The organism is bacterium (assembly GCA_030018315.1).
Taxonomy (GTDB): domain Bacteria; phylum Hydrothermota; class UBA3073; order JACQXS01; family JAGMCI01; genus JASEGA01.
In genome coordinates this window covers 47,142-72,663 of sequence record JASEGA010000005.1, presented here as the reverse complement: position 1 = coordinate 72,663, position 25,522 = coordinate 47,142, and the positions used below count along the sequence as shown (strand labels likewise).

Genomic DNA, 25,522 nt, shown 5'->3' with positions numbered 1-25,522 from the left:
GTCCTCCTTTCGGCCAAAGAATATACCATATTTTCAGCGATAGAGGACATTTTACTTAAAAAATAAAAGAGGACATTTTTGCTGAAAAGTAACATTTTTTTAAAAAAAACTTGACAAAATATAAGAATGTATTATATATAAAAGAGGTAAGTTAGCTTAATTGCAAGTCGCTTTATTATATAATTTAAAAGAAGACGAGGAGGCTGAAAAACCTCCACCAACCCCAGATTATTACGCTGAATGCGATAGCATAGAGACGGTTCAAGCTATTGCTGATGCACTCTCAGTTTTTCACGAAGTAACCCTAATTGAAGCAAATGCTGATGCTTTTGAATTTCTACGCCAGTCAAATGTAGACATTGTCTTCAATATTGCTGAGGGTACCAACGGGATAGCAAGAGAATCACAGATGCCAGCTATACTTGAGATGCTTGGCATCCCTTATACTGGGTCAAATCCACTTACATTAGCTATATGTCTTGATAAAGCAAGGACTAAAGAAATACTATCTTATCACAAAATACCAACCCCACGCTTCCAAGTGTTTAATTCTTATTCAGCTAAATTAGTTGATTTAGAGTTCCCACTTATTGTTAAACCAGTCAGGGAAGGGTCAAGTAAAGGGATTAATAACCACTCAGTAGCTTATTCTTATAAAGAGCTTAAGGAATTGGTTACCAAATGTGTAGGCCTATACCAGCAACCGGCTTTGGTAGAGGAATTTATCATAGGCCGTGAATTTACATGCGCTTTACTTGGCAACCTACCTAATCTTGAAATATTACCAATTGTTGAGATGAAATTTGATGCCCTACCAAAGGAAGCTGTTCCTATCTATTCATACGAAGCTAAATGGGTATGGGATACACCGGATAAACCACTAAATATATTTGAATGCCCGGCGAAGATTTCGCATAGCCTAAAAATGGAGATTGAAGCTACCTGTCGTAAAACATGGGAAGTGCTTGACATAAAGGATTGGTGTAGAATTGACTTAAGACTTGATTCTAATGGAGTCCTCAATGTAATAGAAGTCAATCCACTCCCAGGTATTTTGCCGCGTCCTGAGGATAATTCTTGCTTCCCAAAAGCAGCGCGTGCTAAGGGGATGTCATACACTGACCTTATTAATGCTGTACTCAATATTTCTGCCAAACGGTGGCGGCTTAGTGATATCAAATATCAAAAATCAAAGAGTAAAATGTGATGAAGGTGGTAATTGCATACAACTTACGTGAATCTGTGGTTGATGGCTCTCATTTTTTAGCTAATGAGTCAAATGTATACCAAGAAATAAAGTATGTAAAAGGGGCACTCATTAATACAGGTTATGATGTTGTATGCATTCCAGTGAAAGAAGGCCCTTATTTAGCTATCAAAGAAATTAAGCGCATCAATCCGGATATTGTATTTAATTTAGTAGAAGGTATTTCAGACGATGCAAGTGGTGAATACCAATTTGCTGCACTCCTTGAAGCAAGCCGCCTACCATTTACAGGGAATACAGCTTTGGCATTAGGTATTTGTATGGATAAAGTTTACACAAAATATATACTTACGGGAGCAGGATTACCTACACCTCAATTTGAAGTGGTTAACTCACCATCTGAGGTTGACTGGTCCAGTTTTCCAGCTATTGTCAAACCGAGAAGACAGGATGCAAGTATTGGTATTAATATGCAATCTGTTGTCAACAATAACGAAGAATTACAATTGGCATTAACAAAATTTTTTGATGAGTTAAACGAGCAAGCACTGGTAGTGTCTTTTATTGACGGACGAGAAATCTCTGTTAGTCTCTTAGGGAATGAGAACCCAAAAATTTTGGCTCTGTCAGAAATAAAATTCCTACGCTGGAAAAGTGACTTACCTCGAATTGTGACTTATCGAGCTAAATGGGAAACAGAGAGTATGGAATACAAGCGCACAAAGCCGGTTTGTCCAGCAATAATTAAAGAAGACGAGAAAAAGAAAATGGAGGATATTGCAATTAAATCTTTTAAAGTGTTGGGTTTACGTGGCTATGCCAGAATTGACATGCGACTAAATAAAGAAGGTAAGCCTTTTATCATTGATGTTAATCCCAACCCGGATATATCTTATGAAGCAGGCTTTGCAAGGGCAGCACGGGCAGCTGGTTTAAGTTATACAGACCTTATTACACAAATTATATCACTGGGGATGGAAGAAAAGGTACTCGTCTTAACTCCTATTGGGGGAGGCAAGTATGAAGATAAGAGAGTTATTGCCGTCTGATTACCAAGATATAAAGACTTTGGTAGAAGAAACAGGTCTTTTTACAGATGAAGAAATCAGATGCGCACTTGAACTTGTATCATATGGATTAAGTCAACATAAGGAAGAGGAGGTTGAATATCTATTTAAGATTGCTACTGACGATAGTGGCAGATTGGAAGGCTATGCTTGCTATGGACGAACACCACTAACTGATGGTGTCTTTGATATTTACTGGATAGTAGTACGTAAAGATAGCCAATATCGAGGATTTGGTTCACGCTTGCTTAAGGAGCTGGAGGAAGATATAAAAATAAGAGGGGGACGCAAGATTTTTATTGAGACATCTTCAAAAGATGACTATGAAAAGGCACGCCAGTTCTACACTAAAAAGGGATACAAATTAATAGCAAAAATACCGGATTTCTATAAAGTAGGTGATGATAAACTTATTTATATGAAAGATATACCCCGCACCTATGCATAGGGGCGGGGACAGGGACCAAGGAGACCTGCATTAATATGGAGACATGGCAAGAAGAGTTAAAGAAGAGTGTGAGAAGCGTTACCGACCTCAAAGGCTACTTTTCTAATCCCGTTTTACGGGAAAGAATGTTTGAAGACTACGATTTTGACCTAATTGAAGATGTAGTTAAAAAGTATCCAATGCGAATCACCCGGTATTATCTATCACTCATTCGTAATCCGGGAGACCCACTTTGGAAACAAGCTATACCAGACCCATTAGAACTTTTAGATACTGAAGGTGTAATAGACCCATTAAATGAAGAAAGAGATAGCCCAGTCAGAAACCTTGTCCACCGCTATCCTGACAGAGTGCTATTCATTGTGTCTAATCAGTGTGCTATATATTGCAGGTTCTGTACAAGGAAACGTAGAATAGGACGACCATCAATTATTAACGAAGATAGCATACAGGATGGGTTACGATATATTCAAGACCACAAAAGCGTGAGAGATGTTATCCTGTCAGGAGGTGACCCACTACTTTTGACAGACGAAAAGCTTGAAAGAATATTGCAACCACTTCGCCAAATTCAGCATGTTGAGATAATAAGGATAGGAACACGTGTGCCAGTAACTTTACCTTCACGGATAACTAATACACTTGTCAATATGCTAAAGAAGTATCATCCACTCTATATTAATACACATTTCAATCATCCAGACGAGATAACAACTGAGTCCAGTAAAGCATGTATAACATTAGCTGATGCAGGAATACCTCTCGGTAACCAAACTGTGCTCTTAAGAGGAGTTAATGACGACTCATCTACTATTAAGCAATTGATGCTTAAACTACTAACTATAAGGGTAAAGCCATATTATATCTATCAGGCTGACCTAACATTAGGAACAAAACACTTCCGTACAAGAGTGGAGGAGGGCTTGAAAATAATGAAAAATTTAGCTGGTTACACTTCTGGGCTGGCTGTCCCTCACTTTGTTATTGATAGCCCTGGGGGCGGTGGTAAAGTAGCTATAACGCCAAATAATCTGATAAAAGTAAGTAAAGAGAAGGTTATATTTAGAAACTACTTAGGCAGAGTGTACTGTTACCCACAGCCATCTGAAGCTAATCAAGAATTAGAGAGTCAAACTGTAAAATGTAAAGTTCCAGCTTATACACAAATAAGCATAAATTTCCGCAAATAATCATTGATGTAGACTGATAAAATGAAAGCTAATTATTTCTACTATCTGTTTAAATCAACGATTACAGATACTTTGTAAACTTTTTGTCTTGCGATAGTTCACGTACAAGTTCTTTAATATCTCCTACTCTATGCTTGTCGCACACAAAGACTGCATCCTTACTCTTAACAATAATAAGATTAGATATACCAATAGTAGCAATAGCCCCTTTATCTGAGACAACGATACAGTTCCTTGTCCCCAGCCCTTTATGGAGGCCGGCCTTTATATTCCCGTACTTGTCTGCCTTGTAAAGCCGCTCAAGTGCAAGCCACGACCCAATATCATCCCAAATAAAGTTTGATCTCACGACAGCCACATTTGTTGCCTTCTCCATTACTCCGTAATCTATAGATATATTTGAGGCTCTCCTATAAAGAGTAAGAAGCGAAATCTTTTTGGCTCTAAAATTTAATAGATCCTGGTATAACTCAGGCATATGGGTACGAAAAGCATTGAGTATATTCTTTTGAGTCCATATAAACATACCTGAATTCCAAAGAAATCGCTTCTCACGGACAAAACTTTGAGCTTGTTTTTGATTTGGTTTCTCCTTAAATCCTTTTGCCTCATATACATTTATATCTATCTTATTTCCTATTTCTATATAACCATACCCAGTTTCTGCACGTGTAGGCACAATCCCAAATGTTGTGAGCCATCCTTTTTTAGCAAATTTGATTGCTACATCCAGTGCTTGCAAAAACTTGCCCCGGTCCGGGATGTAATGGTCTGCTGGAAGTACAACCATTATATCAGCCGGATTGAGGTTAATAGTGGCATACCCAATGGCACAGCCAGTATTCCTACCAAATGGCTCTAATAGTAAACACGCATTAGGAAGTAGTTTCTTAATAGATGACTTTAGTTCTTTGCCAGCAACTATAATAATTCTATCAATTGGGATGAGTGGGAGTATCCTATCTACAGTTTCGAGTAACATTGGTTGAGAAGACACAATTGGGAGTAGCTGTTTAGGATGCTTCCTCCTTGACTCAGGCCAAAACCGCTCCCCTCGTCCTCCAGCAAGAATTACTCCATAAACCATATTTATTGATTTAAACAGATATATCTCATCTCCATTCTCTGTGTGTAAGTCTAGCCTGTATATACCCCCATGCGAACTTAATCTTGAGTAGCACCGGTATTTTTAATTCATTGTAATAAAGCATAAGCCCACTCTGTGTCCCAAAAGCTCTTATCCCATGAAGGTCCGGTATTACAAGAATACAGGGCTTCCCATCTAAAGTATCACTTTCAACACAAACCTTGATTTCATAATTCCACTTATCCGTGTGCAGAGGGACTATGAGTGTATCCCCCGGGATGAGCTCCTGTAGCCTCAACCAATATATGATACTTATTATATCCTTAGCATTCTGAATTGTAGACACTGAATCACCATCCTGATATGTGGCATAACCATTTTTAAAACTAACAAGTTGGTATGCACTATAGGGACCCTCTCTTACACTTTTTTCAAATCTTTTGGTAACAAAATTACTATCCGAAGTAGACTCATACCAGTCTTTAACCCTGTAAACAAGAGAAAAGAGTCCCTTTGTCTCTTGTTCACACCTTATATAATTTAAAGAGTCTCTCTTTAGGTCAAGCTTTATTTCACCTGCATCTATGAAGCCAAAACTTGCCAAGTATACAAGCTCCTCTTGTGTAAATTGTAAACTTAATATAAATATTAATTTAATTAAATCCATATTGGAACCTATAAGGGTTTGATTAATCAAACCCCTACAATCCCTCATACAAAATGTCTGTTTTCATATTTAGTCCAAATATATGTGTAAGCCCAAGTGTTGGATGTGTTCTTGCATTGTATGAGATGTCAAACCTGCCAGGATAAAGTAAAATACCAAAACTAAATGATTGTGGATAGCTCTTTAACCCTACCATAAGACTGAGAAGAGCTGATAGTTTAATCTCATTACTTAGTCTAACTTCTGTTGGATACCACGATTCTTTGTATAATGAGACAGTAAGCTTGAAGTCAGGACTGGGGTTTATAACAAAGTTGCCCATAACCCTGCTTGGGATTTCTTCACCTGAGATTTTTGGTAAATTGATATTTGATAGAGTGAGATAAAAATTTGTAGAATGTGTAACCTGAAAATTTGTCCCAATATCAATTCCGAGTGCAAAATCTGACCCATAACCATTTATCCATAAGTTCATTGCACGAGCCGATATACCGAACACTGTATTAGCTTTCATTATACTATAGCCTAATAGAATTTCATTCTCCCTATAATCATTATTACCAAAGTTTGAAACCCCGACTCCAAGGCGTCGAGCAGAATAACTGACTCTTGTATAAGGAAGGATTCCAAAAGCCTGTACCCATATGGACTGAAGCCCAGGTTTAATACTCAATACTGGATTCTCAAATACACTTTCCTGCTCACAATCTATAGCCTCAAAAGAAGCAAGGCTACATAAAGGTAACACAATCACAGCAGTTATCACACCTTTAACAATTAACCTAAATATGGCACACCTCACATGAAAAATACTAAAATCTTGGGCTGAGTTTAAGTGAGAATTTTTTCTCAGGTTTTGGGAAAATCATGAGGTCAGCTTCTTTTATTCCAGCCTGCTTTTTGGCAATTTCAATTGCTTTAAGTAAGCCACCAATCTCATCTACAAGTCCAATTTCCTTTGCCCTTATGCCACTCCATATTCTGCCCTGTCCAATTGAATCTACCTGCATAGTCGTGAGTCTTCTCCCTTCTGAGACACGACTTACAAACTTCTCATAATACCACTCAACATCGTGTCTAAATTTTTCACGCTCCTCTTTAGTAAGATGTCTCAGGCCAGATAAGTAATCTGCATGTTCACCCATCTTAACCGTATCCCATGATAGCCCAAGCTTGTCATAAAGCCCTTTCATGACAAGGTTTATACCAAGCCCCCCTATTGAGCCAGTGAGAGTAAACCTATCAGCAACAATTTTATCACCAAGACATGAGATATAATAACCACCAGAGCCTGCAACTCCACTCATTGACACGATGACAGGCTTCTTTTCAGATACCCTCTTCAGTGCCCGTGCTATTATCTCAGATGCCAAAGCAATTCCACCACCTGAATTTACTCTAAATACCAGTGCCTTTATAGACTTGTCATCTCTTATTTTGTTAAGCATGTCAGTTATAGTCTCTGAGCCCATATACTTACCGCCTATTATTGGTGTAAGGTTGTATCCACTCTCACCAGTCACTATTAAACCTTCAGCCATTAGGATGGCAATTTTTTGTTTCTCTTCTTTCCAAGTTCTTGGGACTTCTTTCTTAGCCAAGAATTTATCAATTGACTCCTTTTTTAGCTTTTTACCCATAACCCCTTTAATTACATCATCAACTTCCCACTTGTAAGCAAGTGTATCTACAAGCCCTGAATCAAGTGCATCGTCAGAATTAAAATACACACCTTTATTTATAAGGTCATCAAATTTAGCTACTTCCATTTGTCTACTCTCTGCAATCTCCGTAATCATAGGGTTCCATATATCGTCAAGATATGACTCAACTTGCTCCCTATCTTCAGCTGACATATCCTTTCTTTCAAATATTTCAGATGCAGATTTATATTTTCCTACCCTCTCAATATCAGTTTCAATACCAAGTTTATCAAGTGTTCCCTTTATATACACCCTCATTGCCATAAGCCCTGGAATCATCACATCTCCAAGTGGTGTAAGGATAATATAATCTGCAGTTGAAGCTAAATAGTAGCTCCTAAGTCCATACTCATTTGAGAATGTAATAATCTTTTTGCCAGCCTTCTTAAATTCAATTAGCTCAGCTCGTAGCTCCTCAGCTTGTGCTATACTTAGTGAATGTGGCTCAAAGTTGATAAGTAGCCCATTTACATCTTCCCTATTTCTGAGTAATTCAATGTTGTGTAGAAGATTATAAAAGGCGGGCTCCCTCGTAGTTTGGAGTCCTAAATACTTAGCAGTTTCCTTCATTTCAGGATAAGACCCCTTGATAGTAAGCTCAACCAACTTCTTTGCTGGACGCTTAAAACTCGGATATTTATCACGTGAAAGGAGCACAAATGCATCACTTTTGAGATGCTTCACTTCGTTCAGCATGACACGGTATGAGCTACCCCCAATTTTTACTTTTTCAAGCAATATTTCTAAACCAATTTTTATTTCACCTTCTTCATTTCCTTTAAAAGATAGTATAATCCCATCAATTGGCTCAATCCCAATCCCATACAGATAATTTTTAAGTGAATTCTTGTATATGGCATCCAAAAACACCGTAACTTTATCAGTCCATGGTCTAAGTCCTGTGCCTACTCTTAGTTCTGGTTTAGTTTCAAGTGATGTCCGTAGGCCGAATGAGACAAATTTTTTTGGTCTATATATAGCTCCAAGTTCATAGCTTGAGGTCGCACCTCCTTTGGAAGCTCCAAATTTATACCCATATCCAAGCCAAACTGATTCCCTAATCTTAGACCCCGTCACAGTCACAAAATTAGGTCTCATTCCATCCTTTAATTTAACTCCCAATCCTACATTCCCTATACATAATCCAACATTATGCCAACCATCATTAAACTCATATATTGACTCGTATCCCATATTTATTCCAAGTCCACCGGGATTAATAAATATAGAACCTGCTCTCCTCGCAGTGCTTACAGAACTACCCTCAAAGCCAACTGATGCGAACAAAATAGTGGATAAAATTATGTTTAACATAGCACACCTCCTTAAATAAAATTAAAAATTAACCTGCCTACCGGCGGGCAGGAATGCAAATATCAAAATATTCGTCATTAGTCATTGGGATTTCGTCATTTATTTTCATTCTTCTATTATTTTACAAAACTTATTAAGCTTTAGGTCAGTTGTGAGTTCACTTATATTGCCTTCAAATTCAATTGCTGTAAGCCATGCATCGTTCCTTATAAGTTTTGCAAGTGCAGGTTCTATTGACTTCAGCTCATCTTTTGTGACCTTGAAAATAATGTCACCCTCTCTTTTTGGTCCGTAAGCTCTGTATTTACCAATCCTAAATGGCTCAACTGCTGTCGGCCATGGAATATGTTTAGTAACAAGGAATACCTGTATCCTCGTGTCCCCTTTTGCAAGAGTTGAAATATGTAATGGGAAGAATAAGTAAGGAGATTTAAACTTGTAAATAAGAGGCACTATACTATTTGTCTCTTTGCTAAGTTCTACAATATCAAAAACAAAGTGCTGTATGCCATTTCTTAAGTAGTTGTTGATAATATATAGGAGCTCGTGAGGCATAGAAATAGTATCTACGCCTTGACTCTTTACAAAGTTAAGTATCCAATTCACAAATTCGCGGTATTCCAGAGCTTTGACACAAGTAATGTTATGGGGTCCAATTTTCTTATGAAATAGTATTTCAACTCCGGGTGCTAACAGTTCCCTTCCTTTGTAGAGGGCTTCAATTCTGGGTGCATTTTTCCTTATCAGACGCTGTATTTCTTCAAACGACTTAAAATTACCCTCGTCTACTGTAGGCTTTGACGGTAGAGGCAGTATTTCAAGCACCTTACACTCAGTATCTGCACGCGCATCTACTGCAAGTATCATAACTTCATTATTACCATCCCACCCAATAATTGCTTTTTGACCCGGCTCATATATTGAGATATCAGGTCTTGTAATTGAAATCATCCCCCTATCTGCAAGAGAAATAGAAGTTAAAAATATCAAAAGAAAACAAAATTTGCTATATAACCTTTTCATGATACCTCCTTTTTGGGAAAAACATCCCTACTTTTTTCTTATATTCTATGTATCCATCTCCAAATTCCTTTTCTAAGATATATTTCTCTTCAACAAGAGCTTGGAACAATATGGAGATAATCAATATTGGCATCACATAAAGGCTATAAATTCCACCCCAAATTAAAAACCAGCCAATGATAAAAATTATACCTGCTGCATATTGAGGATGCCTTACAGTACTATATGGGCCAGTTGTAACTAATTTAGAGGGCCTTACAAGGTCTGGTCGCGTCTCCGTTCTTCTAAAATATATCATGAGAAAAGAATGAAAAGAACAGGTAACAAGACTCCGAACAATATTATCAACATACTTATCCCCCTATCTTACATCTTAGTATATGGCATAAATAGACGCTCATACTCGTCCTGAACATAGCGGTCGGTCATACCTGCTATATAATCACAGACTACTTGATATTTATCAGTATGCTTAAGATGGGCAGTAAAATCAGGTGGAAGTTGTCTTAAATCATCAATATATAACTTAAAAAGGGCTTCTACATACCTTCTTGCTTTGTTCTTCATCTTGACCACTTTATAATGAAGATAGAGATTATTAAAAAGAAAATCTTTAAGCTCACGCTGTAGCCTCATCTCATTTGGACTTAACTTAACTATCAGTTTATGTTTTCTTACATCATCAACTGATTTTATTCCAAGTTCCTTTATTTTACTATCTGTATAGTTAATCATATCTGTAACCTGTCTATTTATAAGAGCTCTTATTGTTTTATGAATCAATAGTGTCTCATCTTGAGGTCTCACCTCTTTAAAATCTTCCTTTATTTTGGAGTATAGCTCATCCCATAGAGTAACCTGCTTTAATTGGTCAAGAGTAATATAGCCTGCCTTTAAGCCGTCATCAAGGTCATGTGAGTTATACGCAATTTCATCTGCTACATTTATCACCTGAGCTTCAAGTGTCGGTGCTGATGGTGGCAGGAATTCAGGAAGACCATCAAGGTTTGGTATATCATATACAGTAGAGTGCTTAACTATTCCTTCTCTTGTTTCAAATGTGAGATTAAGCCCACAAAAGCCGTGATACCGCTCCTCAAGCTCATCTACTACTCTTAATCCCTGCCGATTATGTTCAAAGCCGCCTCTATCTTTCATAAGCTCAGCTAATGCTTCCTCGCCTGCATGTCCAAATGGTGTATGTCCAATATCATGAGCAAGTGATATAGCATCAACTAAGTCTTCGTTTAGTCTCATGGCACGTGCAATTGTGCGTGCAATCTGGTTCACTTCAATTGTATGAGTAAGTCTTGTCCGATAGTAATCACCTTCATGGTTAACAAATACCTGTGTCTTATACTCAAGTCTACGAAATGCAGTACAATGGATGACACGGTCGCGATCCCTCTGATAACAAGACTTGTATAGGTCTTCTTCTTCATGATATTTTCTACCCTTTGTCTCAACTGACCTCATAGCATAAGGGGCGAGTGTTTTTCTTTCCAATTCTTCAAATTCTTTCCTTGTCTGCATAACTTGTCATTGTAGGGGTTTGATTAATCAAACCCCTACTCAGTTTAAATCAATGGCGAACAAATGTCAAGAGAATAATCATTGAGATAGACTGAAATCAATCTGTCTACATCAATGAATTATTTTGGTTGACAAATAGGTAATCATATAATATTTTAGAATAGAAATGTTATTTCTATTTTGTTTGTTGTTAGGTTTTGGTGATGTATATTTAGGCGAATTTATGGAAATAGGTGTCGGTGCAAGGGCTCTTGGAATGGGGAATGCATTTGTTGCACTTGCAGATGACCCGACTGCATTTTACTGGAATCCGGCAGGTCTTGTGAGAGTTAAAAATCGTGAACTGTTCCTGATGCATTCAGAAGATTTTGAGGCCGGGATAGTGCAAACTAATACAGTTGCTATCACTTATCCAGCTCCATCATACACATTAGGGGTAGCACTTTATTGGGTTGGGGTCCCTGAAATAGGAATTACAGACTCATCTGAGGCTGGCATAAATATTAATGAATATGTAGATGTATGTGATTATGTTGGATACTTTTCTTACGCACGCGAGTTTACAAAATTTAAGCTTGGTTTAAATATTAAATGCATATTTAGAGATTGGGATATAGCAACTGCGTATGGAGTGGGAACAGATTTAGGTATACTATCAGATTTTAAAGGTGTAACTTATGGAGTAAACATTGTCAACTTGACAGGGACAGAGATTTTTGGGTCAGACACTACTCTAAGAGATTGGATATCGCCACTTATAAAGACAGGAATATCAGCAGTCCATAATTTTACTGTTGGTAAGTTAAACATTTGTTTAGGATTTGATACAAGCCCAGAAAAAAGGGTGGCTGAGATTGTGCCACTACACACAGATACATACATTGGGTTTGAGTACTGGTGGAAACAAAGGTTAGCTGTTAGACTCGGTTGGGACAAAGGAATTTTTAGTGCCGGCTGTGGCATAGTTCATCGAACAATAAAGCTTGATTATGGAGTCAAGTTCCATCCGGACCTTGGCTTAGTCAAAAGAATTTCTGGTTCAATTATATTCTAAATTATAAAAGATTTCTTATTGAACATCAGCCCCAAAGTTTACACCTAATTATCTTAACTTGTACTTATCCTACTTTCCAATTAGTAAAATTAATTACAAACAGTAACTGTTTACACTTTAAAAAGAAGAGCTTCAGTTTCTGTTTTTTATCTTGACAATTAAGCAACTAATATATAAATTAAAGGAAAGGGTTGTGTAAAACTTAGTAGTATTGAGTGATGGAGGTAGAAATATGAATGTAAGAGAGCCGGCTGTTGCGGGTCAATTTTATCCGGGGAATCCAGCAGTGCTCAAAAGTTCAATTCAGAAATTCCTAAAAAGTGTGCCAGAAAAAATAGAGGCTAAAATCTTCGGCCTTATTGTGCCACATGCAGGCTATGAATTCTCAGGCCAGACAGCTTCTTATGCTTTTAAGCAAATTGAGGGTAAAAAATACGATACAGTGATAATTATTGGACCGTCACACCAGTTCCCATTTAGGGGAGCAGCTGTTTATCCGACAGGTTCATTTAAGACACCACTTGGTGAAGTTGAAATAGACTCTTCTCTTGCAGAAGCTATTATTTCACAAGAGGTAGCACCTCAAAGTAAATATATCACTGGTATGATAGAGCCACACCAGGAGGAGCATTCGTTAGAGGTAGAGTTACCTTTTCTTCAGACTGTACTTAAGGAGTTCAAGATTGTCCCAATCTGTATGGGTGACCAATCTATTGGAGTTTGTAAAATACTTGCTGATGCTATAGTTAAGTCAGTAACGGGAAAGAGTGTACTTATAGTTGCATCATCTGACTTTTATCATGGGTATGACTATGATGAGTGTAAACTAAGTGTTAAAGAGTCAACTTCTTTAATCTGTGAATATGACATTGAAGGGTTTCATAAAGCTTTTACTGAACGTGGTGCTGCTTGTGGTGGTGGTGCGATTGTCACCTGTATGCTTGCAGCACAGAAACTTGGTGCAAAAGAGGCGATGCTACTTTACTCAACAAATTCTGGTGATGTCACTGGTATGATGAGTGGCTATGTAGTTGGATATGCAAGTTTTATGCTTATTAATCCTAAAACAGCTAAGTTATCTAAAGAGGACAAAGATTTTCTACTTAAGCTGGCAAGAAATTCAATAACACGTGCAGTAACTGGTGCTCCAAAAGAAAAGATAAATCCGCCAGAGTTTACAAGCATGAGAGAGAAGAGAGGCTGTTTTGTGACAATCAAACGGAATAATGAGCTGCGTGGTTGTATTGGCTATATTTTACCGGCTAAACCACTTTATCAAACAGTGGCTGAGATGGCAGTAGAGGCTGCTATGGGGGATCCAAGGTTTACACCAGTGAGCCCGGAGGAGCTGGCAGAACTTAAAATTGAGATATCAGTGCTTAGCCCACTTCAACGTGTTAAATCTATAGATGAAATACAGGTAGGACGCGACGGTCTTTACATAAAGAAAGGTGTATATTCAGGCCTTTTGTTGCCACAGGTAGCTACAGAATATAAGTGGGATAGGGATAAGTTTATTGAACAAACTTGCTGGAAAGCAGGGTTACCTTCCGATGCCTGGAAGGAGGCTGAAATCTATCGGTTTCAGGCAGAAGTTTTTTGTGAAGAACCTCAAAATGAGGATTGAGAATAGGAAAGCAAGATATGAATATAATATTATTGAGCGCTATGAGGCAGGAGTCTCACTTCTTGGGCCTGAGGTCAAGTCTATAAGAGAAGGTAAAGTATCGCTATCAGACAGCTTTTGTAAGATTTTAGGTGATGAAATCTTTGTCATCGGTCTCCATATAGCACATTATGAGAGCTCAAGGAACTCAATTGACCCAAAGCGTAATAGAAAACTGCTACTACATAGGGATGAGATAAATCGTATCATTGGCAAAGTTTCTGAAAAGGGGTTTACTCTTATTCCACTCGCTTTGTATCTTAACAAGCGAGGTAAGGTAAAAATTGAGCTCGCAATCTGTCGTGGTAAAAAGAAATACGAGAAGCGTGAAGCTATTAAAATGAGAGACCTTGAAAGAGAAATAAGGGCTCAAAACATTTAGAGCTATAAACTGTCAATTTGAGCGATAGCGAAGAATCTACGTGAGTGATAAGATACTACTCCCGAATATTTATTTCAGGATAGCAGTAGCTCTTTTAATTCCACTTAATATTTACTCTAAATCACTAACTTTTGAATATAATCAGGACTTCTATGATATTAACTATCAAATCATAGATGGATTTAATTATTTTAACCTAAATGATTTACAACTTGCATTTGGATTTAATGTTTCATGCGACTCAATCCGCCACAGGTGGATTGTTGAGTATCAAGGTAAAAAGGTCGTCCTTATTCCAGATAATCCATGGATTACAATAAATTCAAAGCTCCTAAATATGCCAGTGGCACCCAAAGTTGCAAAAGATATGCTTTGGCTTCCTATACCAGTTTTAAATGAGGTAATAGGGTATTTCTTATCTCAAAATATACACATAGAAGGTGATAAACTTAGTACTTACAGGATTGGGATGCGGATAGAAAAGATTGTGATAGACCCCGGGCACGGAGGTCATGACTCAGGTGCAGTTGGCCATAAGGGGCTAAAAGAAAAAGATGTAGTGCTTGATATTGCAAAAAAGGTAGTTAAACTTATTGAGTCAGAGCTTGGCATTACCTGTATCATTACAAGAGATATTGACACATTTATCTCACTTTTAGAGCGTACAAAGATTGCTAACCAGTGTAAGGCAGACTTATTTTTATCAATTCATTGTAATTATGCTTCGTCTAAAGAAAGATGTGGAACTGAGGTTTATTTCTTATCGCCTGCCAAGACTACATGGGAGAGGGCTGTAGAGGCAAGAGAGAATGCAAGTCTTAAGTATGAGCTACCAGAGTATAGAGGAGAAGTAGAAGCTATTTTATGGGATATGGCACAAACTGAATTTCTGAAGGAATCAAATTTTCTTGCAGGTAAGCTTGTGAGTCTTATTTCAACTTCTGCTTCTACATATAATAGGGGAGTGAAGCAGGCAAACTTTTTTGTCCTACGCGGGACTTATATGCCAGCTTGTTTGATAGAGGTTGCATTTATATCAAATACAAAAGGAGAGGAGAATTTAAGAAATGAAGATTTTCGTGCTAAAATTGCAACTGGAATTGTAAAAGGAGTGCAAGAATTTAAGAAATGGTATGAAGAGCAAATGAATTATTAAACTGTAACGAATTACCCGAATGATAGCAAATTATTCGCTGTCATTCGTTTTGTTCGTTTTTAATAAAAGAAGGAGGGTATAATGTTAACTAATTGGTTATTACCAACTGTTTTGCTTGGTGTATGGATAGCAATACTCTTTGTTGTGATTCCAGTTGTAGTTAAGCTATTAAGGACAACAGCTAAGAAGACTCATAGTATATTTGATGATATAATAGTTAATTCTATCTCTGCACCCCTTATTCTAATCCTATTAGCACTCGGAATCAAGCTCTGGATAGATGCAGTCAATTTACCGACAAAGGTAAATAAATACACACAGATAACAGCAATCTGTATTTTTGTTTTTGGAATAATATTATTTCTTGATAGATTATTTGTCAACTGGATTAGGGTATACTCAAAACGTATAGAGTTTATAAAGACAGCAGGCACTGTACTAAAGACAATTTTCAGAGTTGTTATGTTAGCAATTATTGGCTTGATTATACTCAACTCATTTGGTATATCAATAACTCCTTTAATAGCTTCGTTAGGGGTAGCAAGTTTAGCTATTGCATTGGCACTGCAGGATACTTTATCAAACCTGTTTTCAGGGATTCATATTTTGATAGATAAGCCTGTCAGTGTCGGTAATTATATAAAGCTGGAATCAGGCGAAGAAGGCTATGTGACACAGATTGGCTGGCGTAGTACAAGGATTAGAACATTACCAAATAATGAAGTTATAATTCCAAATTTAAAACTCTCCAATACACAAATAACTAACTTCTATTCACCGGAACCAGAGTTAGCTGTACTTGTAGATGTGGGGGTGAGCTATGACTCTGACCTAGATAAGGTTGAGAAGGTAACTATTGATGTAGCTAAGCAGGTGTTATCTGAAATCCCTGGTGGTGTGCCAGGGTTTGAGCCGTTTATAAGATATAATACTTTTGCTGATTCCAGTATAAAATTTACTGTCGTCCTTCGTGCAAAAGAATATGTTGCACGATATCTTATAATTCATGAGTTTATAAAAAGGCTGCGTAAAAGATACAGAGATGAAGGTATTGTGATTCCGTTCCCAATAAGAACTATTGAATTTAAGTCGGGTCCATAGAAGAAGATTGTATAAACTCTACAAACTCTATTAACTCAATAAACTTATTTCTTTAAGGAGTTTAAGGGTGTCTTTAGCTTCTTTTTCATCAAGTATCTGAATAGCAAACCCGGCGTGCAGGATGACCCAGTCACCAATCTTTACTCCTGGCACAAGAGCGATACAAATTTCACGTCTCACTCCACCTATTTCAGCTATCGCCATACTATTTTCTTTAATTTCTATTACCTGAACCGGAATTCCTAAGCACATAAATAAAAGTTATCCGTATCCTACCTACTGTATTCTATATCCTATTTTTAGCTTCTATTAACCTATCTAAAACATCATAAGGTATAGTAAACTCGCCAATTCCCGGGTATCCTGGTCGTGTCCCATGTGAGTCTGAACCACCGGTAGGTACAAGTCTATACTTTTTAGCTATCTCAAGATACTTCTTAACTTGTGATTCAGAATGTGTTGGATACCAAACTTCAATTCCCATAATCCCTTCGTTTATAAGTTCTGATATTAAATCTTCTGTATCATGTAATGACGGGTGTGCAATAACAGGGATTCCACCCGCCTTAATGATAAGCTCTATAACGAATTTAGTAGATATATTTGACTTTGAGACATAGCAAGACTTACCATAACCTATATACTTTGAGAATGCCTCATGTGTGTCTTTCACTACACCGGCATCCATAAGTGTCTCTGCTATATGGAGTCTGCCAATGCCACCTAACCCGGAGCGTATTTTTATATCATCAATCGTTATATAAATACCATGCTCATTTAGTTTTTCAACAATTTTTTCTGCCCTGTCAAATCTTGATTGTTTCATAGACTGTATGAAATTAATTAACTCTCGGTTTTCTTTGTCCACAAAATAGCCAAGTATGTGCACACTTTTATCTTTTAGCCTACCTGAAAGCTCAACTCCTGAAATTATGCTAATCCCAAATTGGTTACCCGCCTCAGTTGCATCAGGTAGACCGCTAAGTTCATCATGGTCAGTTATAGCTATAGCAGAGAGTCCTTTTGAAGCAGCAAGCCTCACTACTTCATGAGGTGAAAGTGTACCATCCGAAAATATGGTATGAATATGGAGGTCAACTAATTTCATACATTACTCCGTTTATCCGTGTCTATTCGTGTTTTACTTCTATCTGTGTTTATCCTGGTGTTCTTCTTTAATGCATCAGCTACTATTTTAGGCACAAATTGAGTTACATCGCCGCCATGCGAGGCAATTTCTTTTACCATACTTGATGATAAGAAGAAATGCTCTTCACCCGGCATAATGAATATAGTCTCTATTTCAGGACAAAGCTTACGATTTAGTTGGGTAAGCTGGAACTCGTAGTCAAAATCTGATATAGCACGTAGTCCCCTTATTATTACTTTTGCTCCCTTGTTTTTTATATAATCAACAAGTAAACCATCAAATGAATCAACCTCAACCCCTTTATATATCTTTGTAACCTCACGCACAAATCTAACCCTTTCTTTAACACTAAACATTGGCGATTTTTCACTATGCTCTACTACAAGAACAATCACAGACTTAAACAAATTAAGTGCCCTCTTGATTATATCAAGATGCCCATTAGTAATGGGGTCAAAAGTGCCAGGATATACTGCTCGTTTACTCATTCTATACCCAATTTCTCACGAATGGCTCTCTTTATATATTCTGGATCACTCTCAAGCAATTTAGTCTCACGTTCAAGTACAATTTCTTTAGCCTTGAGTATGTTTATCTCATCTTGCACCTTCCAAATATTGAGCCTAATTGAGATTATCTTTACAAGCCCACATGGGCTGAATACAAGCACATAAATAGATACAATCAAAAATAGGATGATAATCACCTTTTTCACATTCATAACTTTCTGTGTCCATCCGTATTCATATCTGTATCTATCTGTGTATTTTTACTTAAAGGCATCAATTCCGGGATACACAGCTGTATTGCCAAGCTCTTCCTCTATCCTCATTAATTCGTTGTATTTAGCTATCCGCTCAGACCTTGACATTGAGCCTGCTTTTATAATTCCAACGCCAGTCCCTACAGCAAGGTGAGCTATAAATGTGGACTCTGTCTCACCTGACCTGTGTGAGATTACACACTTGTAGCCATCTTTTTGGGCGACATCTATGCAATTTAAAGTCTCTGTCAATGTTCCTATCTGGTTTGGCTTAATTAGGATTGCATTTGAAGCACATAGTTCTATACCTTTCTTAAGACGGGCCACATTTGTCACATATAAGTCGTCGCCTATTATTAGAACTTTATCACTAAGTTCACTTGTCAGCTGCTGCCAGCCAGCCCAGTCATCTTCAGCAAGCCCATCCTCTATAGATAGGATTGGGAATTTACTTACCCAACTTTTATAAAAATCTATAAGCTCACGAGTAGAGAGCGACTTACCTTCTATTACATATTTACCATCTTTATAAAAGCTGGTTGCTGCTGCATCAATTGCAATCCATGCATCATTGCCAGGTTTGTAGCCAGCCGTCTCTATGGCTTTCAATATAAATTCACACGCCTCCTGATTTGATTTGAGGTTGGGAGCAAAGCCACCCTCATCACCTACCCCGGTAAAGTAACATGCCTCTTTAAGTAATTTCTTTAAGGTATGAAAGACCTCTGCTCCCATCCTTACTGCTTCTCTAAAATTTTTAGCCCCAGCAGGGACTAACATAAACTCTTGTATATCAAGATTGTTATCTGCATGGACGCCGCCATTTATGACATTTAACATTGGAACAGGTAAGGTGTTCATCTTGAGGTTGTACCTCCCTATATCTCCAATATACCTATAAATAGGGAAGCCGAGCTCCAATGCAGAGGCAGTAGCAACTGCAAGTGATACCCCTATGCATGCATTGGCGCCTAGAGTTGATTTGTTTTGAGTACCATCAAGCTCAATTAAGAGACGGTCAATCTCTTCTTGTTTCATGGCATCTATTCCAACAAGCTTTTTTGCAATCTTATTGTTTACATTATCAACTGCCTTAAGCACCCCTTTACCACCATACCTCTTATCACCATCCCTTAGTTCAATTGCCTCATAAGCCCCTTTAGATGCACCAGAAGGGACAGATACTCTACCACAGATACCTGTTGCAAGTCCACAATCTACTTCAATTGTAGGATTGCCTCTTGAATCAAGAATCTCCCTTGCCTGTAATGATACAATTTTACTCATAAATTACCTCCATCCTATTAATTTACGGTTTCTCAACCACCTAACAAAAAAAAGGCCAACAAAAAAGCCACCTATATGGGCAAAGAATGCAATGTTTGTGCCTACAGGGAAAGTGGCCATACTTGAAAATAGCTGCCACATTATCCATATTCCAAGGAATAAAAATGCAGGTAGCCTAACAATCCTAAAAAATATAAAAAATGGAATAAGACAAAGCACTCTGGTTCTTGGGTAAAGAATAAGATATGCTCCCATAATTCCTGCAATAGCGCCTGATGCACCAATTGTTGGTACCTTAGACATTGGGTGAAACAATATTTGAACGAGACTGGCTGCAACTCCACATCCTAAGTAAAACAAAATAAACCTACCACGACCAAGCCAGTCTTCAACATTGTCACCAAATATGAATAAAAACCACATGTTCCCAAGAAGGTGAAACCATGAGCCATGAAGGAATATTGAAGTGATTAAAGTAAAATATACAGGAAAATCAAGGTAAGGAAATAAATCAACTCCATGTGTAATCTCGTAAGGAATACAGCCAAACTTTGTTACAAAAGCCTCTATCCCCTTACCAAGCCATACCTCATATCCAAATAAGAATACATTAACTGCAATGATTAAGATTGTAAAGATTGGGAATCTATTTAATTGATTATCGTCCTTTAATGGAATCATTATTATAAATAATATTCCAAGTCTATTCAATTTGCAAGTAAAAAATGCACTCCCTACTCATGTTCTTTTCCTATGCACTTTTATTTCCACCATACGGGTACCACGCATAGTATCCGGTCAGTTCTAAGGGCATTGATAATCCCAAATAATGCGTAAAGCCACAAAGTAGGACTGCATAAGATTAAAGAAATAACATTTTTAATTTTGCAAAATAAAAAAACCTTGCTTTGTTGAATAAATATTTTTGGCACCTTTGATTTTCAACCTCTGATTTGGTTTTAGACAATTTTGACCTTGTCATTCTGAACGAAGTGAAGAATCTCATAAATCGGTGTCAATCAAGGTGTTGCAAGTTTTGTAAAGCGAATTATTCAACAAAGCAAGTTTTTTATCACTTTTAAGCTAAAATGCTACGTTTTATTACTTTCTTTACTAAATTACAGCTAACTGTTAAGTTTTTGCCATGAAATAGTGGGGAGTATAGGAAAAAAACGTAAGGTAAGGTCAAAAAAATCAAAAATAGAGGGTTTTTGTGCGTAATTACATTTTTCTCTTGCGTTTAAATTTTTTATTTACAAATCTCTATATTTAGGATATAGTTAAAATAAGTATAGGTAAGTTTTTCTAAAATAAGGGTTGCCATTGTTGTGAGGAGTCTTTTCTTATCATTGCGAGGAGCAAAGCGACGAAGCAATCTAATTTAAAGGTGTTTGCAAAATGACAACCTTTTTTCTCTTTATTTTAGCTTTATTAGCCCTAATTTTCTTAACTCTATTATTTAAAAAGGAGAGAAAGATACCTAAAATTATTAGAATTGTATCTTTCCTTCTTGTGCTTGGCTTCATATTTGAGCCAATTTGTGAACTCGTACTGTGGAGTAGACCGTGGCTTCTTGTACTTGTGGATACATCAAAATCAATGGAAGTAGGGGGGAGGCTTGAAAGTGCAAAGAGAGTAATAGCTGAACTCAAGATTAGAAATAAAATATATGGATTTGATTCTCATCCATACCTGATGAGAGATTCTATAACTATCAAAGGGGAAGAAACTAACATAGGAAATGCCATACTTGAGACTCCTAATCCAGCCGCATACCTGCTTTTAACCGATGGAATCAATAACTCAGGTCCTGACCCAGTAGAGGTTGCACGATATAAAAATATACCTATATATACTATTAAACTTGATTCTATCCATAAAGATATATTTATCACAGAGATAGCTTGTAACAAAATAGCTTATACCAAAGATAGTGTGGTAATCAAAGCAAAATTTGAAAAGAAGGGGTATGAAGAGCAAAAAGTTCAAGCAATACTTAAAGAAAGAGGTCGTATCTTACAGAAAAAGGAAATATTATTACCAAAAAATGGATTGCAAAAAGAGGTAGAGTTCTCAGTAATTCCCGATGTCCCAGGGACGCACTTGTATGAAGTTGGCATTTCTGAGCTCCCTGAGGAGTTATCCTATGAGAACAATAAAAGAGAGTTTGGTATCCGTATATTGAAGTCAAGAATAAAAGTAGGCTGGTTTGCTTTGATGCCGAGTTGGAATTTTAAGTTTGCAAAACTTGAACTTAAAGAGAACCAAAATATTGAATTCAACTACTGGGTAAAACTTGACGAAGAGAAATGGTTATCTAAAAATGGGGTTGTTGGAGCGCCAGATTTTAAAACAGCTTATGATGTGGTTGTTTTAGATGAGTTTGAATACCCTAATATAGAGAAACTTGTATCCAATGGAATGGGGGTTATTATTTTAGGCGCTGCTTGCAAAAGTGTATCACCATTCATTATTGGGCATCCAATACAATTGAAGACGAGATATCCTGTAAAAGTTGAAGCTGGTTTTGATATTTTTGGAGCAGAAGAATTACCACCATTAAAAGAGGTTTACTCAGTTTTAGGAATTAAAGGGGGGAGTAAGGTTTTATGCAGAACACAAGCTACACCAATAATTGCTGAGATGAAGTATAACAAAGGGATAGTGGTTGGAATAGCAGCTAAAGACCTATGGAGATGGAATTTTTATCCAGGAGTTAAGTTCTGGGATAAAATTGTAAGACTTGTCACCAAACCCATAGAACTGCCTACACTATGGGTAGAGACAGAGCCAGCTTATCCAGTGGGGGAGAGGATAATATTAAAGGCTCAAGCTTATACTAAAGATTACGAACCGGACACAAAATGTGAAATTATTGTTAAAGTGTGGAGTGCGAAACCTAAAATTTTACAAAAAGCCGTTTCACTTTATTCACTTGGGAACGGTAGATATGAAGGAGTTATTGATTTCTTGTATCCAGGAGAGTACGAGTATGAGGCATGCATCGCCGAGTCAAGGCAGGCTTATCCAGAAGATAAAAGAAGAGCAAGAGGGACTTTCTTTGTGACTTCTAATCTTGAATTTTACAACCTTGACCCAAATTTGCATCTCCTGCAAACAATATCACAAGTATCAGGTGGACGCTATGGAGAGAATTTAAAAAATTTAGATATAAAACTTAAACCAATTAAATCTAAAATACAACTGAATCCGACACAATATCCAATTTTTTTCATTATACTTATTATCTTGCTATCCTTAGAATGGATTTTTCTCAGAAAATAGGGTAGTGGTGTAGAAATTATTGCATATCAATATTCTTCATTTTAGTTTACATAAGATTTATTATCAGACTCTGTGCTTTTCTGGTGTATGGTGAATTGGGGTGGTTTTTGGTTAAGGTCTGGATAATTGACTTTACACGTTCTGGTTGATTAAGAAATTGATAGCACCTAAGTCCCTGAAATAAGGCTCTAGGAATAAGCGAAGAATTTGGGTAACGTGTTACCAATTCTTCATATTTTTGAGATGCTGAAAAATAGTCGCCTTCTTGCATATATGTATCACCAACCCCAAGTAACGCACCCGGGAGAATGATTATGTCTTTGCCTCTTTTAAGATACTCTTGAAACTTATTACGTGCCTCTTTATACCGACCTTGAAAATAATAAATATTACCAAGCCAATAAATGGATTTTATACCAGGCTCAGTTCGCGGGTATAACCTTGATATGTCTTCAAATCGTGTTAGTGCTTCTTCCATATTACCAATTCCATAGGCTGTGAGTGCTTGAAAGAATTCGTGGTTTGCTTTCTTTTGTTTTGTTTGCATTGAATAATAGAACCACATCAACACTATACCTATCACTAAAATTCCCACTATTATTGAACTTACTTGTATTTTATGTTTACGAGTCCAAACAAAAAACTGTATCCCCTTTTCTATAAATCTATCCTTTTTCTTCAATTCTTTCTTTAAAACTCTTTTAGCCATTTTAGCCTCCTAAAATTTCAACATCTTTAATATATAAAATGGGGTTAGATTTCCCAAGCCACTCTTCCTCACCAAGTTCATAAATTAAGTTTACTATAGTGCCCATTGATAAAGGAGTCTTAGCAAGGTTGAATCCAATAGCATCAAGGACTACATTGTTTCCTCCTCGCACTTTAAATTTTACATGATTTTCTCCCACAATTTTAGGATAACCCACTATTTGAACTTCTTTAGTTAAAAAAACCGGTCTTGGGTTCCCAAGTCCAAAAGGAGCAAACTGCTCAAGTTCCAATATCAAGTTTTCATCTATTTCTTGAAGTAATATTTCTTTATTAATAAAGAACTTAGGTGTTAATTCTTCAGATTTTAATTTAAGAGAGGCAATGGATTGGAATTTATTTTCAAAATGGTTGATATTTTTTACCTCAATAACGAAACCGGCAGCAAGCTTGTGTCCCCCAAATGAGACCAATAATTCTTTACACTCACATAGCGCATTATACAAGTGAAATTCTGGTATTGATCTTGCTGAGCCTTTACCAATAGTTTCATCTATTGCTATAAGAACTACGGGTCTATAAAATTTTTCAACAATCTTTGAGGCTGCTACTCCTATCACTCCCGGATGCCATTCTTTTGTAAGTACAATTGCTATTTTATCATCGAGGTTTATCTTTTTTATTTCATCTTCAGCCTCTTTCACAATTTTTTCCTGTATTTGGTGCCTCTCAAGATTTTCTTTTTCAAGTTTTTGTGCAATTCTGACAGCCTCTCCCCTATTTTCAGTAGTTAGCAATGTAATTGCGGGTTTGGCTTCTCCCAATCTACCTTGGGCGTTTATTCTAGGACCCAAAATAAATCCCAAGTGATATGTATTAAGTGGACGGCCTTTAAGCTGGGTCAGTTCAAGTAATACTTGTAACCCCATATTTTCAGTGCTTTCTAACATTTTCATCCCATATTTAGCAATTATTCGATTCTCTCCTACAAGGGGAACTATATCACAAACTGTAGCAAGAGCTACTAAGTCCAAGTAATTTAATAGCTTTCTATCCATAAGTCCCAGTTTTTTATATATTCCCTGCGCAAGTTTAAAAGCTACACCACATCCTGAAAGTTCATTAAAATGTTCACCAATTTTGGGATTAAGTATAGCCAAAGCTTTCGGTAATTTATCCCTTGGTTCATGGTGGTCCGTTATTATCACATCTATTCCCTTGCCTTGTAACAACTCAACTTCTTCAACTTCAGATATTCCACAATCAACAGTTATTATCAAGTTTACATAAGATTTTAGACAATACTCTACCCCTTGCTCTGTTAGCCCGTATCCTTCTTTAAGGCGGTATGGTATATAAATCATGGGAGTAAGACCAATATCTTTAAGAATACGGTAAAGAAGAGCAGAAGCTGTTATTCCATCTACATCGTAGTCGCCATATATCAGGACTCTCTCTTGCAACTTAATTGCATGAATTACACGATTAACTGCAATTTCCATTTGAGGCATTAAGAATGGGTCGGATAGGTCTTCAATCTTAGGATTAAGGAATTTATAGGCTTCTTCTATAGAGATATACCCCTTACTCACAAGGAGTTCTGATACAATTTGAGATGTGCCAAGTGATTTTGAGAGCTGATTAACTACAACAGGTGAGACACATTTTGGGAGTATCCAGTTTCTTTTCATAAACTTGCTTTGTTGAATAATTCGCTTTACAAAACTTGCA

General features: G+C 37.0%; 25 protein-coding genes. 10 read left to right on the top strand and 15 right to left on the bottom strand.

Annotation, left to right across the window (positions count from 1 at the left end; genetic code table 11):
• The first annotated feature begins 160 nt into the window (after window positions 1-160).
• Genes QMD71_03150 through QMD71_03135 form a run of 4 tightly spaced genes read left to right on the top strand, consistent with a single transcriptional unit; the run spans window position 161 to window position 3,912 of the window.
• Entirely contained in the window at window positions 161-1,207 is a 1,047-nt protein-coding gene (locus QMD71_03150) for an ATP-grasp domain-containing protein (protein MDI6839845.1), read from the top strand.
• Entirely contained in the window at window positions 1,207-2,256 is a 1,050-nt protein-coding gene (locus QMD71_03145; protein MDI6839844.1) for an ATP-grasp domain-containing protein, read from the top strand. The genes QMD71_03150 and QMD71_03145 overlap by 1 nt, the downstream gene beginning before the upstream one ends.
• A complete protein-coding gene (locus tag QMD71_03140; GenBank protein MDI6839843.1) occupies window positions 2,228-2,722 on the top strand; it encodes a GNAT family N-acetyltransferase in 495 nt (164 codons plus the stop codon). The genes QMD71_03145 and QMD71_03140 overlap by 29 nt, the downstream gene beginning before the upstream one ends.
• A 35-nt stretch (window positions 2,723-2,757) precedes the next feature.
• Window positions 2,758-3,912 carry a KamA family radical SAM protein gene (locus tag QMD71_03135; GenBank protein MDI6839842.1) on the top strand — a complete coding sequence of 385 codons (1,155 nt, stop codon included), beginning with the start codon at window positions 2,758-2,760 and terminating at the stop codon, window positions 3,910-3,912.
• Window positions 3,913-3,973: 61 nt separating this feature from the next.
• Here the strand turns inward: QMD71_03135 and QMD71_03130 are convergent, their stop codons facing one another.
• The 7 genes from QMD71_03130 to QMD71_03100 all read right to left on the bottom strand — a co-directional run bounded on the left by QMD71_03130 (window position 3,974) and on the right by QMD71_03100 (window position 11,239).
• Window positions 3,974-4,999: a sugar phosphate nucleotidyltransferase gene (locus QMD71_03130; protein MDI6839841.1), complete on the bottom strand. Its 1,026-nt coding sequence runs from the start codon at window positions 4,997-4,999 to the stop codon at window positions 3,974-3,976.
• 25 nt (window positions 5,000-5,024) lie between these two features.
• A complete protein-coding gene (locus tag QMD71_03125; GenBank protein MDI6839840.1) occupies window positions 5,025-5,666 on the bottom strand; it encodes a DUF3108 domain-containing protein in 642 nt (213 codons plus the stop codon).
• Window positions 5,667-5,700: 34 nt separating this feature from the next.
• The gene (locus tag QMD71_03120; protein ID MDI6839839.1) at window positions 5,701-6,468 is read right to left on the bottom strand and encodes a hypothetical protein; all 768 of its coding nucleotides are present in this window, start codon (window positions 6,466-6,468) and stop codon (window positions 5,701-5,703) included.
• 10 nt (window positions 6,469-6,478) lie between these two features.
• Window positions 6,479-8,683: a signal peptide peptidase SppA gene (gene sppA / locus QMD71_03115; protein MDI6839838.1), complete on the bottom strand. Its 2,205-nt coding sequence runs from the start codon at window positions 8,681-8,683 to the stop codon at window positions 6,479-6,481.
• Between the two features lie 105 nt (window positions 8,684-8,788).
• Window positions 8,789-9,706: a DUF2330 domain-containing protein gene (locus QMD71_03110; GenBank protein ID MDI6839837.1), complete on the bottom strand. Its 918-nt coding sequence runs from the start codon at window positions 9,704-9,706 to the stop codon at window positions 8,789-8,791.
• Window positions 9,690-10,046 carry an isoprenylcysteine carboxylmethyltransferase family protein gene (locus QMD71_03105; GenBank protein ID MDI6839836.1) on the bottom strand — a complete coding sequence of 119 codons (357 nt, stop codon included), beginning with the start codon at window positions 10,044-10,046 and terminating at the stop codon, window positions 9,690-9,692. Before QMD71_03105 ends, QMD71_03110 begins: the two co-directional genes overlap by 17 nt.
• Window positions 10,047-10,072: 26 nt before the next feature.
• Window positions 10,073-11,239: a deoxyguanosinetriphosphate triphosphohydrolase gene (locus QMD71_03100; protein MDI6839835.1), complete on the bottom strand. Its 1,167-nt coding sequence runs from the start codon at window positions 11,237-11,239 to the stop codon at window positions 10,073-10,075.
• A gap of 166 nt (window positions 11,240-11,405) precedes the next feature.
• Here QMD71_03100 and QMD71_03095 point away from each other — a divergent pair, with 166 nt between their 5' ends.
• From QMD71_03095 to QMD71_03075, 5 genes are all read left to right on the top strand, one after another.
• Window positions 11,406-12,293 (top strand): UPF0164 family protein, encoded by an 888-nt coding sequence (locus QMD71_03095; GenBank protein MDI6839834.1) that lies wholly within the window; start codon window positions 11,406-11,408, stop codon window positions 12,291-12,293.
• Between the two features lie 232 nt (window positions 12,294-12,525).
• Window positions 12,526-13,920 carry an AmmeMemoRadiSam system protein B gene (amrB, locus tag QMD71_03090; protein MDI6839833.1) on the top strand — a complete coding sequence of 465 codons (1,395 nt, stop codon included), beginning with the start codon at window positions 12,526-12,528 and terminating at the stop codon, window positions 13,918-13,920.
• Complete coding sequence (gene smpB / locus QMD71_03085; GenBank protein ID MDI6839832.1) at window positions 13,910-14,341, top strand: SsrA-binding protein SmpB; 432 nt, start codon at window positions 13,910-13,912, stop codon at window positions 14,339-14,341. The genes amrB and smpB overlap by 11 nt, the downstream gene beginning before the upstream one ends.
• Before the next feature lie 40 nt (window positions 14,342-14,381).
• Window positions 14,382-15,497 (top strand): N-acetylmuramoyl-L-alanine amidase, encoded by a 1,116-nt coding sequence (locus QMD71_03080; protein ID MDI6839831.1) that lies wholly within the window; start codon window positions 14,382-14,384, stop codon window positions 15,495-15,497.
• A gap of 81 nt (window positions 15,498-15,578) precedes the next feature.
• A complete protein-coding gene (locus QMD71_03075) occupies window positions 15,579-16,598 on the top strand; it encodes a mechanosensitive ion channel family protein (GenBank protein MDI6839830.1) in 1,020 nt (339 codons plus the stop codon).
• Window positions 16,599-16,628: 30 nt separating this feature from the next.
• On the opposite strand, the gene QMD71_03070 is transcribed toward QMD71_03075, so the two are convergent.
• The 6 genes from QMD71_03070 to QMD71_03045 are packed head-to-tail and all read right to left on the bottom strand — an operon-like array spanning window position 16,629 to window position 20,479.
• On the bottom strand, window positions 16,629-16,850 hold the full coding sequence (locus QMD71_03070) for a HypC/HybG/HupF family hydrogenase formation chaperone (protein ID MDI6839829.1): 222 nt from the start codon (window positions 16,848-16,850) through the stop codon (window positions 16,629-16,631).
• Between the two features lie 34 nt (window positions 16,851-16,884).
• A complete protein-coding gene (locus QMD71_03065) occupies window positions 16,885-17,706 on the bottom strand; it encodes a PHP domain-containing protein (protein ID MDI6839828.1) in 822 nt (273 codons plus the stop codon).
• Window positions 17,703-18,236, bottom strand: coding sequence for a pantetheine-phosphate adenylyltransferase (coaD, locus tag QMD71_03060; GenBank protein ID MDI6839827.1), 534 nt, complete (start codon window positions 18,234-18,236; stop codon window positions 17,703-17,705). Before coaD ends, QMD71_03065 begins: the two co-directional genes overlap by 4 nt.
• Window positions 18,233-18,469, bottom strand: a complete 237-nt coding sequence (locus QMD71_03055; GenBank protein MDI6839826.1) for a septum formation initiator family protein — start codon at window positions 18,467-18,469, stop codon at window positions 18,233-18,235. Before QMD71_03055 ends, coaD begins: the two co-directional genes overlap by 4 nt.
• A gap of 48 nt (window positions 18,470-18,517) precedes the next feature.
• Window positions 18,518-19,798: a phosphopyruvate hydratase gene (eno, locus tag QMD71_03050; GenBank protein MDI6839825.1), complete on the bottom strand. Its 1,281-nt coding sequence runs from the start codon at window positions 19,796-19,798 to the stop codon at window positions 18,518-18,520.
• A gap of 3 nt (window positions 19,799-19,801) precedes the next feature.
• Window positions 19,802-20,479, bottom strand: coding sequence for a rhomboid family intramembrane serine protease (locus QMD71_03045; protein ID MDI6839824.1), 678 nt, complete (start codon window positions 20,477-20,479; stop codon window positions 19,802-19,804).
• A 717-nt stretch (window positions 20,480-21,196) separates the two neighbouring features.
• Between QMD71_03045 and QMD71_03040 the strand changes: the two genes are divergently transcribed.
• Complete coding sequence (locus QMD71_03040) at window positions 21,197-23,083, top strand: vWA domain-containing protein (protein ID MDI6839823.1); 1,887 nt, start codon at window positions 21,197-21,199, stop codon at window positions 23,081-23,083.
• A gap of 46 nt (window positions 23,084-23,129) precedes the next feature.
• On the opposite strand, the gene QMD71_03035 is transcribed toward QMD71_03040, so the two are convergent.
• A complete protein-coding gene (locus QMD71_03035; protein MDI6839822.1) occupies window positions 23,130-23,792 on the bottom strand; it encodes a tetratricopeptide repeat protein in 663 nt (220 codons plus the stop codon).
• Window position 23,793: 1 nt separating this feature from the next.
• Entirely contained in the window at window positions 23,794-25,482 is a 1,689-nt protein-coding gene (recJ, locus tag QMD71_03030) for a single-stranded-DNA-specific exonuclease RecJ (GenBank protein MDI6839821.1), read from the bottom strand.
• Between the last annotated feature and the right edge of the window lie 40 nt (window positions 25,483-25,522).

Bases quoted from the DNA above. Each gene is read 5' to 3' on its own strand.
- QMD71_03135 (MDI6839842.1), top strand. From the start codon at position 2,758: ATGGAGACATGGCAAGAAGAGTTAAAGAAGAGTGTGAGAAGCGTTACC.
- QMD71_03040 (MDI6839823.1), top strand. From the start codon at position 21,197: ATGACAACCTTTTTTCTCTTTATTTTAGCTTTATTAGCCCTAATTTTC.
- QMD71_03045 (MDI6839824.1), bottom strand. From the start codon at position 20,479: ATGATTCCATTAAAGGACGATAATCAATTAAATAGATTCCCAATCTTT.
- smpB (MDI6839832.1), top strand. From the start codon at position 13,910: ATGAGGATTGAGAATAGGAAAGCAAGATATGAATATAATATTATTGAG.
- QMD71_03070 (MDI6839829.1), bottom strand. From the start codon at position 16,850: ATGTGCTTAGGAATTCCGGTTCAGGTAATAGAAATTAAAGAAAATAGT.
- QMD71_03035 (MDI6839822.1), bottom strand. From the start codon at position 23,792: ATGGCTAAAAGAGTTTTAAAGAAAGAATTGAAGAAAAAGGATAGATTT.
- QMD71_03055 (MDI6839826.1), bottom strand. From the start codon at position 18,469: ATGAATGTGAAAAAGGTGATTATCATCCTATTTTTGATTGTATCTATT.
- coaD (MDI6839827.1), bottom strand. From the start codon at position 18,236: ATGAGTAAACGAGCAGTATATCCTGGCACTTTTGACCCCATTACTAAT.
- amrB (MDI6839833.1), top strand. From the start codon at position 12,526: ATGAATGTAAGAGAGCCGGCTGTTGCGGGTCAATTTTATCCGGGGAAT.
- sppA (MDI6839838.1), bottom strand. From the start codon at position 8,683: ATGTTAAACATAATTTTATCCACTATTTTGTTCGCATCAGTTGGCTTT.
- QMD71_03095 (MDI6839834.1), top strand. From the start codon at position 11,406: ATGTTATTTCTATTTTGTTTGTTGTTAGGTTTTGGTGATGTATATTTA.
- QMD71_03130 (MDI6839841.1), bottom strand. From the start codon at position 4,999: ATGGTTTATGGAGTAATTCTTGCTGGAGGACGAGGGGAGCGGTTTTGG.
- QMD71_03100 (MDI6839835.1), bottom strand. From the start codon at position 11,239: ATGCAGACAAGGAAAGAATTTGAAGAATTGGAAAGAAAAACACTCGCC.
- QMD71_03075 (MDI6839830.1), top strand. From the start codon at position 15,579: ATGTTAACTAATTGGTTATTACCAACTGTTTTGCTTGGTGTATGGATA.
- recJ (MDI6839821.1), bottom strand. From the start codon at position 25,482: ATGAAAAGAAACTGGATACTCCCAAAATGTGTCTCACCTGTTGTAGTT.
- QMD71_03110 (MDI6839837.1), bottom strand. From the start codon at position 9,706: ATGAAAAGGTTATATAGCAAATTTTGTTTTCTTTTGATATTTTTAACT.
- QMD71_03145 (MDI6839844.1), top strand. From the start codon at position 1,207: ATGAAGGTGGTAATTGCATACAACTTACGTGAATCTGTGGTTGATGGC.
- eno (MDI6839825.1), bottom strand. From the start codon at position 19,798: ATGAGTAAAATTGTATCATTACAGGCAAGGGAGATTCTTGATTCAAGA.
- QMD71_03065 (MDI6839828.1), bottom strand. From the start codon at position 17,706: ATGAAATTAGTTGACCTCCATATTCATACCATATTTTCGGATGGTACA.
- QMD71_03140 (MDI6839843.1), top strand. From the start codon at position 2,228: ATGAAGATAAGAGAGTTATTGCCGTCTGATTACCAAGATATAAAGACT.
- QMD71_03125 (MDI6839840.1), bottom strand. From the start codon at position 5,666: ATGGATTTAATTAAATTAATATTTATATTAAGTTTACAATTTACACAA.